We start from the raw sequence: 12,914 nt of genomic DNA, 5'->3' as shown, positions 1-12,914 counted from the left end.
CTTTACATGGAGACTCTCTTTTTTTAAAAGCAGGCAAAATTAAGCTTTGATATACTTAAGAACAAATAATAATAGCAACTTTATAAATTAAGAGGGAATATAAGTAGTAATTAAGGGGAGGTTTAATTATGAATAATAATAAAACAAAGGTAAGTGCTGTAGAGGATAAATTAAAGGCAACTAATAAAATAGTAGGCTTACGATTAAATGTTAATCAAGAAAATAAAAAGTATGCTTATGTGTTTGTAAAAACTAGGTTTGCAGCTGGCCAATTCACTATTCATATTCAGGATAGACGTCATCTGGATTCAGGAGTTTCAATTCTGGATTGTATTTTAGATGTTCAAGATGAATTGATTAATTTACTAGGTGTTAGGGAATTTGTATATAAATTTTTAAATGAGTCAAAATGGATTTTATATGGAAAAAACGGTGACATAAGAGAATTCAAATATGGGGAACAAGAAGTAATAGACCAGGTATATACAGCTGGATTAGATGATCAATTCTTGGAATTATCTCTTGAAAGAAAAGGGGTTTTAAAGGAGAAGTTAGAAGTCGATTTACGGGATAACCGCTATTACAATTTATTTGTAGCTATTTAGAAAGAAACTTAGATAATGCTAGATAAAAATAAAGGTAAAATATATACTAATATTAGTATGTGTAATCTATTAAATACATTTGTAATAAAAAAAGCCCTTTGGGTTTAAGGACAATTAATTGTTTCTTAAACCACAACTGGGCTTTTTACTATTTAAGTACTTATTTTAGTTATAAAAGGAAATTTAGAAGGGTGAGAATGCAAAGTGAATAAGGTAATGATTTCAGGCCGCATTATAAAAGATATTTGGTATAAAAATCAGGTTGCTAAAATAAAATTGGCTGTAAAAAAAGAAAAGGTAAAAAAGAATGACGCCAAAGATGTAGACTTTATTCCTGTTACGGTTTTGGGACCTAGAGCTGACTATGTAAGTAATTCATTAAAAAAGGGCGATTTCGTTGAGGTAGTAGGCACAATAAATGATGGAGCTTATAAAATTAATAATAAAGATATAAAATACGGAAGCTATTATGTAGAGTGCGAAAAAATAGAACTTATTATTGCCGCAACATCCAATACCAATTCTAAAAAAGATGATAATAAAATAATCGACAAAGTTATATTATCAATTGGTACGGAAGTAGACTTTAAAGATGATGAACTACCATTTTAAAAAACAGTATACGGATCATATTTGCCCCTATAAGCGTTTTAAAAAAAAGCGGGAGGGAAATTACTTATTTCAAAATAAAATCGTTATATAAGTTAATTAAAGGCTAAAATATATCCTGTTTTCCTTATACCCACTTTATTAAAACCAATGTAAAAGATACTACCGCCCTTGCTATGCTCGGTTGGTGGCATTTTGAAAACTCAAACGGAAAAACAACCCTTTGAATTTTCAAAATGAATTATGATTAATCATAGATAAAAATAAAATTTATGCTAAAAAAAGACAAACCTATTTATCCATATAAGGACAAGGTTTGTCTTTTTAATGTAGGGTAATAAAGTGTTTAGTGGTTATTATTATAACTTAATTTATAAATATTTTCAACCACGTATAACATTTTATTAACAAGCATACTAGCAGTATTAAAAATCTTTTATAAATATATATCTTATATATTAAAAAGAAATAAAGATAAAACTATTATAGGTTATCAAAAATAGGGGAAAGATCTACTCCCACAAGGAAAAATTTGATGTCGGAACGGAAAAAATCATAAATAGTAGAAAATGTATCCGGAAATTCAATGTTTATTAGACTATCAATTCTACAAAAAAGCATAAAGGGAATCACATGTTTCTACATGAAATCGGAAAGAAATTGATACAAATCACTTTATATTTATCCAACTATAGAAATAGGCTATATTTTCTTTATTTTGTAAAATACAGCAGTATCTAGCATTCAATTATCCACATTTTGTTCAGAAAATGTAGTTATTTGTTAACATTACACAGTATTTGCACATAACTCACATTATTATTGATGATTTTTATTAGATAAATACAACAACATTAGTAATTACAATGATTATAGAAAGATTATATTCACATTGAACCATATTTGTCCGCATATCCACTATTTTTATAATTTTCCTTTTGATTTTTTGTAGGTATTATAAGATAGGTTTTAATAGATTAGAAGAATAATCCCTGGTGTTATGTGGAGAGTTATATATTGCTAGAATTGAATTTGTATAGAATTGCATAAAAAAAGACTCCATTTTATATGAAGTCCTGTCGATTTGGTATTTATAAGTAGAGTAGTAGAAAAGGGGTGTTAATGAAACAAACACGAATAGCCCTCCACTTTCGATTTTTTCAAAAATAGAGAGCTCATTACTATTATTTTATTTCCATTTCGTTTAGCACCTGATCTGGAGCTGTTATTGTTACTCCAGCACGTACTAAACGTTCGAAGGTACGCATAAACTCTAGTAAATTAAACTGCTTTGGTAGTTCAATAACACGAAGTTTTTCTTGTGGCAGCTTATCAATTGCCTCGATCAACCATTCACGTACATCACTTGGAATCGTGCGTTCTTTATGACCACGAACTTTTAGTTTTTCACGCATTTCAATTTCTAAAGCGATATATGCATGGAGATTAACACCCTGATCATATGCATATTTCCTAAATAACGTTTCTTCCTGGTATTTTAGATAATTACGGTGATAAGACTCTTCCGTCACTGGTACCGCAAACTTCTGCTTCAGTAGTGCATGCACATTCTTAAACATCTTCTTAATGTTGTGAAGAGAGTACATAGAATAATGTAAACCAAAATTAAAGATAGCTTGCTCACGGTCACTATTTCTCTCTTTTGGTATGTGCTGCGCAATAAGAGGATAAATGCCTTCTTTCGCCGCTGTATCAAGAATTTGATATTGAGATGTTTGATGCAATAGTTTTTTCAATGTATATACAATTTTCGTTGGATATCCTTCTTTTCGATCAATCATGTCACGAAGTCCGCGAATTACACTGCGGATTTGACGATGACAAGTATGTTTTAATACATGAATGAATTTATTCATGTCTGCAGACAGTTCACCGATATTCATTTCTTGTAGAACTGCTTCGATAAATTTCGCTTTACGAGCATAGGTAGTTTTTGGTGTAAATGGATCCCTATGTTGTTCTTCTCCAGCTTCTTTCGAACATAAGAAGTCTGAATGGATAGACAGATATAATGTCGTATATCGTTTTGTATGCTTTACACCTTTTTGCATTTTGCAAATTTTGAACAGGGGATTCCCCGTACATGGTAATGCCGTTGTTAATTCGTCGATAACGGCACGGATTTGATGCGGATATTTTTTATGTAAGAAACGATACATCCCACCGAAGTGAGTTTTGTTGCCTCTTTCGTCCTGCTTGTCCAATGAACGCTTTAATGTTGTTTCTGTATGTTGTTGCATGGCGATGTCTAAGAATAATTTCTTAGACGCTACAGATAGCCTAAAGAAAGCCTTTGTAAATACAACAGGACTAATATATACGTATGGATTTGCTTTTTCTGTTTCCTCATTCATAAAATGAGTCAGCTTGATTGTATATCGGCCATCTACTCCGTTTTCAATGGAGATAATGTTATGTAAGTTTAATTTTTTTAATGCAATATAGAATTGAGAGTGTTGGATATAAGCAAATTCTTCTTTGTATTGCTTGTAATCTTCCCACATCATATGTATTGTTACATTTGGAATAACACCATTAGTAAAGCATTTCTTATGTAGATATAAGAACACTTCGAGATCAGCATTTGTAATTCCGTATAATTTATGCTTCCTTCCCGCTTTTTCTGCAAGTGCAGACATTGTACGACGTGAAAAAGATGGTTTGGCTTTTTCGACAAAGCCTTCTACGTCAGCAATACGTTCTTCGTATGTCATGTGCTGCAGAATATCTTCTAAATATGTATCTTTATAGCTGTAGTACTTTTCTTCAAATGCTTCCACAAGCTTTTGCCAGGACTTTAGTGTTACTAGTACAGCATTGGTTGTTTCCCCATTTAAGCTACGTTGATTTCGTAATACAAATGATTTCCCCATCTTTTTCACCTCCGTTCTACAAATTCAGAAATATATGCCAAAATACTATAAAATATACCAATTTTGATTATAGCAAAATGAAATATGTTGAAAGGTGCCCCTTTAAGGGAAATTTTCAAAATATGAAACACGTTATAAACCCAATGATTACAAGGGATCGGAGAATCTTTGGGAAAAAATTTGTGTTAAGGATACGGTAAAAAACGTTTCATGTTCTAATTGTATAAATACAATAATGAAACACGGGAAAATTGTTGATATATAAAGGTTTAAGGGGAATTATTCATAATTTTAGGTCAAGGATATGGCAAAAGTGTTTCATGTTTCAATCATAGGTCGTTCATTAGGGGAAGGTATGATAAATCTATTTATATAAAGGGTTATAGGAGAAAATGTGATAACTTTAAGGTCGAGGATATGGTAAAGAACGTTTCATGTTTTGAATTCCAGAAGGTCAAGGATATGGCAAAAGTGTTTCATGTTTAATATATAATGAAATTTTTTAAAAAAATAAGGTGAACCGTTGGTACATGAGGGGTTATGACTGTTGCGTATACATGTTAAGGTCAAGGATATGGCAAAAACAGTTCGTTGTAATTCAAAATTTGTATGTATTAAAATAAAGGTAAAACGTTGATCCCTATGGGTTTCTAAGAGGTTAGTAAAAAATTTGTGTTGATGATTTAAATTTAAAAATATTAATTGGTGTTTCATGTTTTTGGTTTTAGGTTAAGGATGTGGCAAATTTATTTCAAATAAACATTAAAGTAACTATTGTATATGCGGTATTAATTCTATTCATATGAACATCTTATGAGAATATGAGAACGATTAAATAAAAATGTTTCATATATATAGGGAAGGTTCACTATATGGTAAAAAGTGTTTCATATCTTAATTTATTAGAGTGATTGAAGACCTATTGAGGACTAATGTATAATTAATGTTATTTTACGTTGTAAATAAGGAAATTTGTTTCATTATTGTTTGAATATAACCAAAACTGAAAAACAATAAGTATTTACATATATGCAATAGATTAAATGTTTGTTTGAAATGAAATAACGGAAGGAGTGATAATGTGGAGAGATTAACACAACTGTTTACGGATGCATTATTAATATCTGAGCCTTTATACGGAAACAATAAAGTAGTTTGGGAAAAATGGACTGCCTTTAGTTCAGATGTAGAAAAAGATAATACAAAAGTTGTAACTTCTCAATATGTTTCACCATCTTTTTCGGCATTAGTATCATGGTTAAGTAAAAAGAATGAAGAAGGAATTACCTCATTACAAATTGGTATTAAGTTAAAAGAATATAAAGATGAAATTCATGCAGCTATTGAAAAAGTATTAGAAGACGAGTTTAAGAATATTAATAAATTTAACGATGGAACAATTATTCATGGAGACGTAAATGAGGATGAAACGGATGAACCAATTGATAAAGAATATTTTGAAGTTAATAATTCCGCGGTTTATTTTAAATTACGTGATGGAATCTCTAAAAATCACTTTGAAGAAGACTCAGGTATGGGTGTGAAATCTTATCCCATTGAAACAAAGGAAAGTAATGCAATAGCTCAGCTATCTTCTCACAGAGATGAAGATTTAAAGCTTATTAAAGATGATGAAGCATCTCGTTGGAATACTTTGGTGAACGATGTAATGAGCAATATGGATGATCTGACAGCTGATGTATTGGACTCCATTACCATACAGTGGCTAGCACAAGCAAAATCCCCAGATGAATTTATAGAATTTTCATATGAGCAAGTATTGGATATGTGCAATGTACCAAAAAAGAAAGTAAGTAAAGGAGAGTACTACAGACCTGAAGATAAAATTAAGGTTGCTAAGCGTATTGCGGCGTTAGCAAGTATCTTCATTTATTTAAATGATGATAATGAAGTAGTGGTCTTGAATGAAGAAAATGAAAATGATGAAGAATATAAAGTGAAGAGAGAAGTTGTCAAACGATTATTTGTGTTGGATTCAGTTGTATTATGGAGACACAATACAACCAATGAATATATGGGGATTGAATCCTGTCGTATTAAACCAGGGAGCTTTTTAACAAGCTATTTATATGGTTCAAATAATACTACAGCATTATTATCTAAAAAGGCACTCGAGTATAATAGTTATCGTCATAAATATCATAAACGCTTAATTCGTTATCTAACATGGCAATGGAGAATACGACAAATATATTCAACTTTGAAGCGACCATACTCCATTGGGGGAGATAAAGGCTTATTAGCTGTAATGGCAATCCCGCTCACTTGGAAACCGAGTCGGATTAGAGAACACCTAGAGAATGTTCTGACTGACTTAGAAAAAGAGAACGTAATTTCTAAGTGGGAGTATACTGTCTCCTTAGATGAAGAACGTTTCAATAAGAAGAATTGGTTTAAAGATTATTGGATGAATTTAAATATTACTATACTTCCGCCGGAAGAATTAATTAAGTCTATGTATAATTTACCTAAGAAAAAAACATTAGGGTTAGAAAATAATACTGAAGCAGCTGAAGAGTATTTTGAAAAGGCTAATAATGTTATTGATATGCCTCAGATAAAAAATAATGAAGAGCTTAATGTATTTGATGAAGAGGCCGTTCGAGAGAAAATACTTAAGCGACATAATGTTGATAAAATTACTATACGGGAACTAGCAAAAGAAATAAAAATATCGGCACCTACATTATCCCGATTTTGTAACAGACAAACCAAACGGCTATCTGCAAATGCGGTTGAAAAAATGTCTAAGTGGTATGAGAGACAAGGAATATTAGAAAAGATGTAGTAGATAACTAAATATTGATTTAATTGTAGTGTTTATGCTCTCTGAGAGAAGATATTCTTTGTAATAATAAATAAGCACGCGGATGGGTTAAACTTAAAAGTAACGTAACGATTAATAAAAAAATGCGAACAAGTTTGTTCGCATTTTTTAGTACCATGAAATTTAGCATCTTATATATTTTTTCTATTAGTTTTTAAAACATGAAATAAATAAAAAGTTTCATATACTAATAGAATTGTAGTTGCTGTAAAACTTGAGATAATTAATGAAACAATTCCTGCCAATATAATAAGTATATTTACCCCATACTTAACTAATCCAAAAAAACTATGGCGATGTATTAACGAATGAAAATAAGAAATTATGAATGAAGGATCTAGTTTAAAATCATGTGGGATATATATTGGTAATGCAAGGTATCTTATGGTTAGAATAAGAAGACCTAAAAAGATGTAATACCCACCAAGTAAATAACCTAAAAATATGATAAAGAAACTATAAATAAACCATCCAAAGATAATAGAACGTTTTATATTGGTAACATATTTTTGATCAAACATTTATTCACCGCCGCCATCACCACCACTATCTCCACTACCATTAGAATCGTGATCTCCATGATGACTTCCATGATTTCCATGATGATTAGTTTGGTGATGAGCATGTTTATGGGAGCCTGAATCATTATTGGTATCATTAACGATGCTAATTACTTCGTAATTAGCATCAAAAAGAAAATCGCTATTGCTAGGTGTTATCGTAGTGCTGCTCTTCTGTTTTGAATGAATCATAATTCTTTCATTATTTTTGTTAGGCTCTCTTAAATTCTTGATAAAGGATAATTCATCTTTGATTTCTTCTTCATCTTCTTCTTCGCTTTCTTCATAATCGTTTCTTCTACTTATAGCATCATCTTTAATTAACTTCGTTTTAATTTTATACATGATACCTCTAAATAATATGTAAAAACCTGCAAGTAAAAGTAACATTGCAATTACTAATTTAAAATTGAGCAATTGTATTACTCCTTTCGTATATAAATTATGAAATTATTATATCGTATAACTAAAAAACGTACTTTTAAAAATCTAGATATAGTTTGCGTGAATAGTATGTAATAAATAAAAAACTGTTTATATTGTTAAAGAATTTTGTTATTATATATGCATAATTAATTTTTGTATATTATGTTTTGAGAATATCAATGCCGGTCTTTTGGATCATTAGAGAAATTTCTAATAATTTGAGGGACTGGCTTTTTTGCGTTCAAATAATTAAGGAGGGAATCATTTTTATGAAATTTGGTATAGTGGGGTATTTGAAAAATGGAGAAAAATGTATTTTGAAGAATGATTATTTATGGATACAAATCAATACGAGTGAAAATAATAATGGCATTTCTGTTTCTGCAAGGGAGTTTAATACTTATTTACAAGCGAAGCATTGGTTGATACAAAATAAACACTTTGATAATGGAGAATTAATTAAAATAATACAACCAAATGGTCAACTTGTTAGTGGGACATTACATCGGGTTAGGATTGAGCTATTGAAAAGAATTGATAAACCTGTAATTCCCTCTAAAAAAGATATAAAAAGTATTTTTGAAAACACAAGTAAAACAAAAAATACTATATGGTGGGGAGTTCACTTTAACGGAAGTGTAAAAGTACATGAGCATATAAATTTATCCATGAGAGATATTAAAGAAGGATTTGGTATTCACCCATTAAGGGTTCCTTCAGATTTAATAGAAAAATATGGAGTTAACGCTTATGTAGATAAACTATATAGAAGAGTACTGTATACCTGGTTGGTTCATTTAATGAGTAATCAGACAGAGCGACTGGTAGCATTTTCTACATTTTCGGAAAAAGAAATTATAGAAAAAATATATAGTTTGTATGAAGCGATTGATTTTGAAGACTATGAACTATATACAAAGTTAGTTAGTAAGTATAAAAAAGAAATCTCAAATAGAGTTATTATCTCAGAGATGCCTTTTAAAAATAAAATTAAGAGAATTAGCTAAAGCGTGATAACAATGGTTATATCATGCTTTTTTTATAGAAAATTATAGGGAGTGTTTAATATGGAAAAATTAGTAACATTTTATTTAGAACCAATTTCTGTACGCTTAAATGTAAAGGGTAAAATCTCTAATGAGGAATTACTACAAAAAGCTAAAGAGAAATTTGTTCAGGATATGACAAATCAAGGTGGTCCAAGATCCTTTAAATATAGTGTTTCTGATGGAGATGCTCTGACAAGAGAAGAACTAGCGATTGGAAAAGTAGTAAAAACGGATGTAGGAATTGGAGTTGTTTTAAAAATAAATAAAACTACTGCTACTGTGAATGTAGTTCGTTTTCCGTGTTATGTTAGATATAAATTTACAGATTTGAAGAAAGTCAATAGTGATTGCTATGATGTGAGTATCTGGGAGCAGGCTTATAAGGCAAAAAAAGATAAAGAAAAATATTACCTTTTTGGACATACAGGATATATAGTTTTAGATGAAAAGATAATACCTGTTGTGATTGTCAGTGTGCCTAGAACAAGTAAAGGTAAGTATCAGTTACAATTTATTGAGGATAGTCATTATATAGAAGTCACCGAAGCGCAAATTAAGTTTAATTTTCATTATGATCTTGCAGCTGCTGAAGCTATGCAAAAAAGCAGACGTGCTAAAAAATAGATTAAATTATGATTATTAATATAAAGATTTAAGAGAAGTATGGACTATGCCTACTTCTCTTTTTTTATTGAGGTAATATTCTTTAGGAGGAATACAATGTCTAATTTGGGTAATAAATTAATGAGTGGTTTTTATTCATTTGATGAAAAGGAAGGAGAATATTTAAGTAAATTGCTGGTGCAGGAAAAAGGAAAAGCAGCATATTTAGATCCAACTTGTGGAGAAGGCGAAATATTAATGCAGCTCAAGAAAGAAATAATAGGAGCATCAAAAAGTGCAATTAAACTATTTGGATGCGAGATAGATCTAGAACGTAGTAACAAAGCGAAAACTTTACTGGATCGTGTCCTCTATAGTTCAATTGAAAATTGTGTAATAGAAAACAACTACTTTTCGCTAGTTTTTTCTAATCCTCCATATGATAATACTATTAAAGGTATTGAGGATAGAAAATCAGAAAGAAAAGAGTTAATAGAATTAAGAAGAAGTACAAGATATGTAAGGCCAAACGGACTATTAATTTTTGTTATTCCAGGTTATAGATTTTCGGACAGGAAGATTTCCAAATATTTAAGTATGAATTTTAGAGATGCAAAGGTTTTAAAATTCAGTGCCGAAAATTATCAGAGGTTTAAACAATGCGTATTTATTGGTAGAAAAAGAGCTTCAGCTTCTAAGACATTAGACGAACATTTATATAATTCATTGCAGCAAATGAGTGATGAAAGCTTTATAGAAAATAAAGTCCCAACAATTAAGGAATATGTAAGTAATAATAAAAGGTGGTCAATTCCTACAGTAAGTAACAATGAACCACGAATATTTTATTCAAAAATCGATGATAAACAAGACTATTACGAAGCATTTCATAAGTCTACTGGATTTCAGCAATTACTAAATGGCCTAAAAAAACAAGAATCTGCATTTAAAGAAGATCCTATTTTACCAATAAGTGAAGGAATGTTAGCAATGATGATTACTACTGGTGGAGTCAATGGTATTTTGGGTGAAGGTGAAAGTTTACATCTTTTGCAAGGACAGGAGAATGTAGAACAAGTTACTGATGAAGAGGTCTTTTATCATGAAAAGGGGAGCAAAACGACTAAACATACTACAAGAACCAAAAGGACGGTATCAATAAAGGTTTTAACACCGGCTGGGGAAGTATTGAAGTTTATATAAGAACAAATGAATATCTTTTAATAAGTATAATATATTAGAAAGAACAGTAATAAAACTATTAAATAGTTTTATTACTGTTTTCCTATGATAGGTAAACATTCATTACGAATTATTCCTTCAACTTCCTTCACAAGCATGTACCTTCTGGATAAATCCATTTCTGGTAGAAATGACGTGGAGATTCTAATCGGAAAATCATATTTGTTTAAATGAGAAAGTTTCATACTAAATGTACTATCTGATTCACAATGCAAATGCTCATTCAAACGGGCATTAACATTTTTAGAAATACCTATGTATAATGGAATCCACTCATCACTCTCAAATTTATTTACATATGGCTTCAATCGATAGTGTTTATTAAAGCGCTTAATTATTATTTTAGGGTATTTCGTTTCTTTTCTTACTGTTTTGTCGGTCCAAATTTTATTTAGTTCCCCTAATAATATTTCTCTTGTTTCCCTACGTGTACTATTTAAATCTTTAGTAACGATTATATTTTTATAAAAATCTTTAAGATTAATTTCGAAGTAATATATCCCTACTCCATTTCCGATTTTATTCAATAATTTTTTTTTAGATTGAAGATCATCAGATAATTTAAATTCAATTTGATTGTTTGGAATTTGAAAATCAGCTAAAATTTTATCTTTTAAGTTATTACAAGTTTCATCTACTACAGCATCAAAAGCCTCTATAAGTTTTTTAATATTCATATTGCCCCCTAAAAATGTAACTTCTAAATAATATGAAGTTTATATTATTTATGCATACATAGCTTATGTTATATATTGCGTTATATCCTTATATAGATTCGGAATCAAAGAAAGTTAAAATATGTTCAAGTAAAAAGTGTATACAGATAAGAAAGAATTTAAAAAAGCAGGGAATAAAAAAGTAAGTTATGATTATTTCATAGCAAAGAAAGTTAGATATATTTCAGAAATAAAGTGTAAACAGGAAAGAAGGAATTTAAAAAAGCAAGGAATAAAAAAGTAGGTTATGATTATTCCATAGCAAGGTAAGTTTAAAAGCAAATAGAATTATAAAAGATATTATATAATTTTTATGTTCTAATATTAAATTAATATATTAAAGCGTTAAAACAATACTTTAATCAGATTAATAAATTAGATTATAAAAAATATACATATATCATCAATAAATCACTACATGAAGAAGAATAAATTAATCGGTTTATAATGAGAGGAGAAACATATTATGAAAAACATGAAAAAAGTAGCATTAGTAGGAGCAAGTGTCGCAGTAGCAGGTAGTTTAGTAGGGTGCAGTTGGTTTGGAGGAAATGACGAAAAAGTTAAGGATTCAGCAAAATCCAGTCATACACAGAAAAAAGATAACAAACAAGCCAAAAAAGATGATGTTAAAAAAGAAGAAAATAAAAATACAGATCCAATAGTAGTTAATGAAGAACAAAAACCAGAATCTCAAGTAATCGAAAATACAGATTCATTAACTGTTGCTGAACCAAAAGAAAATAATTCAATTTTAAAACACAATACAAAAAAGCACATTATAGTTGATAACTCTAAATTTACAGCTTCAATTGATTCTAATCTTGTAGGTTCTTCATATAAACGTGAAAATTTAAATGAAGGAAGACAATACAAATTTAATCCAAATTATAATAAAGATACTAAAGTAAAAACAGTATCTACCGTGTCACCATCTAAGAAAGAAAGTGTTATTAGCCTTACAAGAAATAACAGTGAAATAGGTCAATTTGGGGAATGGAAGCCTGTAAAACTATCTAAACCAGTAAGCCATAAAGTAGAAGGAAATAGTGCTAATGTTAATAAGTTAGTGGATTTGGGTAATAAAGGAGATAAGAACACACCATCAATCCCAGTTGATAAAATTGGTAATAATGGATCTAGTTATATCAAAGATAATGGAACCATTGGAACAGGTGGAAATAAACCAGAAACAAAGCCAGAGACGAAGCCGGAGACAAAACCAGAAACAAACCCAGTAGAAATGCCATAAACAACACCAGATACAAAGCCAGAAACAAAGCCAGAGACGAAGCCAGAGACAAACCCAGAAACAAAACCAGTAGAAAAGCCAGAAACAAAACCAGAGACAAAGCCAGAAAC

Annotated in this window: 11 protein-coding genes; 7 read left to right on the top strand and 4 right to left on the bottom strand. The window is 30.0% G+C overall.

Features of this window, described 5'->3' with window-relative positions; all coding sequences use genetic code 11:
• Positions 1 to 128 precede the first annotated feature (128 nt).
• Both MR169_RS07160 and MR169_RS07155 read left to right on the top strand, forming a co-directional pair.
• Positions 129 to 605 carry a hypothetical protein gene (locus tag MR169_RS07160; protein ID WP_001063582.1) on the top strand — a complete coding sequence of 159 codons (477 nt, stop codon included), beginning with the start codon at positions 129 to 131 and terminating at the stop codon, positions 603 to 605.
• 204 nt (positions 606 to 809) lie between these two features.
• A complete protein-coding gene (locus MR169_RS07155) occupies positions 810 to 1,217 on the top strand; it encodes a single-stranded DNA-binding protein (protein WP_001045318.1) in 408 nt (135 codons plus the stop codon).
• 1,181 nt (positions 1,218 to 2,398) lie between these two features.
• Here MR169_RS07155 and MR169_RS07150 read toward each other — a convergent pair.
• Positions 2,399 to 4,108 (bottom strand): hypothetical protein, encoded by a 1,710-nt coding sequence (locus MR169_RS07150; RefSeq protein WP_242319167.1) that lies wholly within the window; start codon positions 4,106 to 4,108, stop codon positions 2,399 to 2,401.
• Positions 4,109 to 5,189: 1,081 nt separating this feature from the next.
• Between MR169_RS07150 and MR169_RS07145 the strand changes: the two genes are divergently transcribed.
• Positions 5,190 to 6,917 carry a helix-turn-helix domain-containing protein gene (locus MR169_RS07145; protein WP_000440572.1) on the top strand — a complete coding sequence of 576 codons (1,728 nt, stop codon included), beginning with the start codon at positions 5,190 to 5,192 and terminating at the stop codon, positions 6,915 to 6,917.
• Positions 6,918 to 7,087: 170 nt separating this feature from the next.
• On the opposite strand, the gene MR169_RS07140 is transcribed toward MR169_RS07145, so the two are convergent.
• Together MR169_RS07140 and MR169_RS07135 are read right to left on the bottom strand one after the other, a co-directional pair.
• Positions 7,088 to 7,477, bottom strand: a complete 390-nt coding sequence (locus MR169_RS07140; RefSeq protein WP_000460238.1) for a hypothetical protein — start codon at positions 7,475 to 7,477, stop codon at positions 7,088 to 7,090.
• The gene (locus MR169_RS07135; RefSeq protein WP_242319166.1) at positions 7,478 to 7,933 is read right to left on the bottom strand and encodes a hypothetical protein; all 456 of its coding nucleotides are present in this window, start codon (positions 7,931 to 7,933) and stop codon (positions 7,478 to 7,480) included.
• Positions 7,934 to 8,211: 278 nt separating this feature from the next.
• Between MR169_RS07135 and MR169_RS07130 the strand changes: the two genes are divergently transcribed.
• The 3 genes from MR169_RS07130 to MR169_RS07120 all read left to right on the top strand — a co-directional run bounded on the left by MR169_RS07130 (position 8,212) and on the right by MR169_RS07120 (position 10,797).
• Positions 8,212 to 8,949 (top strand): hypothetical protein, encoded by a 738-nt coding sequence (locus MR169_RS07130; protein WP_000668243.1) that lies wholly within the window; start codon positions 8,212 to 8,214, stop codon positions 8,947 to 8,949.
• A gap of 60 nt (positions 8,950 to 9,009) precedes the next feature.
• Positions 9,010 to 9,615, top strand: coding sequence for a hypothetical protein (locus MR169_RS07125; RefSeq protein ID WP_000413829.1), 606 nt, complete (start codon positions 9,010 to 9,012; stop codon positions 9,613 to 9,615).
• 96 nt (positions 9,616 to 9,711) lie between these two features.
• A complete protein-coding gene (locus MR169_RS07120; protein ID WP_000067234.1) occupies positions 9,712 to 10,797 on the top strand; it encodes a DUF6094 domain-containing protein in 1,086 nt (361 codons plus the stop codon).
• A gap of 71 nt (positions 10,798 to 10,868) precedes the next feature.
• Here the strand turns inward: MR169_RS07120 and MR169_RS07115 are convergent, their stop codons facing one another.
• On the bottom strand, positions 10,869 to 11,513 hold the full coding sequence (locus MR169_RS07115; RefSeq protein ID WP_001022147.1) for a hypothetical protein: 645 nt from the start codon (positions 11,511 to 11,513) through the stop codon (positions 10,869 to 10,871).
• 505 nt (positions 11,514 to 12,018) lie between these two features.
• Between MR169_RS07115 and MR169_RS07110 the strand changes: the two genes are divergently transcribed.
• The gene (locus MR169_RS07110; protein ID WP_277999129.1) at positions 12,019 to 12,804 is read left to right on the top strand and encodes a hypothetical protein; all 786 of its coding nucleotides are present in this window, start codon (positions 12,019 to 12,021) and stop codon (positions 12,802 to 12,804) included.
• Positions 12,805 to 12,914: the final 110 nt, after the last annotated feature.

It is taken from the genome of Bacillus cereus group sp. BfR-BA-01349, assembly GCF_022663795.1.
Classification (GTDB): Bacteria; Bacillota; Bacilli; order Bacillales; family Bacillaceae_G; genus Bacillus_A; species Bacillus_A cereus.
This window is presented reverse-complemented; position numbering and strand designations above follow the sequence as displayed.

Bases quoted from the DNA above. Each gene is read 5' to 3' on its own strand.
- MR169_RS07160 (WP_001063582.1), top strand. From the start codon at position 129: ATGAATAATAATAAAACAAAGGTAAGTGCTGTAGAGGATAAATTAAAG.
- MR169_RS07150 (WP_242319167.1), bottom strand. From the start codon at position 4,108: ATGGGGAAATCATTTGTATTACGAAATCAACGTAGCTTAAATGGGGAA.
- MR169_RS07140 (WP_000460238.1), bottom strand. From the start codon at position 7,477: ATGTTTGATCAAAAATATGTTACCAATATAAAACGTTCTATTATCTTT.
- MR169_RS07130 (WP_000668243.1), top strand. From the start codon at position 8,212: ATGAAATTTGGTATAGTGGGGTATTTGAAAAATGGAGAAAAATGTATT.
- MR169_RS07125 (WP_000413829.1), top strand. From the start codon at position 9,010: ATGGAAAAATTAGTAACATTTTATTTAGAACCAATTTCTGTACGCTTA.
- MR169_RS07120 (WP_000067234.1), top strand. From the start codon at position 9,712: ATGTCTAATTTGGGTAATAAATTAATGAGTGGTTTTTATTCATTTGAT.
- MR169_RS07115 (WP_001022147.1), bottom strand. From the start codon at position 11,513: ATGAATATTAAAAAACTTATAGAGGCTTTTGATGCTGTAGTAGATGAA.
- MR169_RS07110 (WP_277999129.1), top strand. From the start codon at position 12,019: ATGAAAAACATGAAAAAAGTAGCATTAGTAGGAGCAAGTGTCGCAGTA.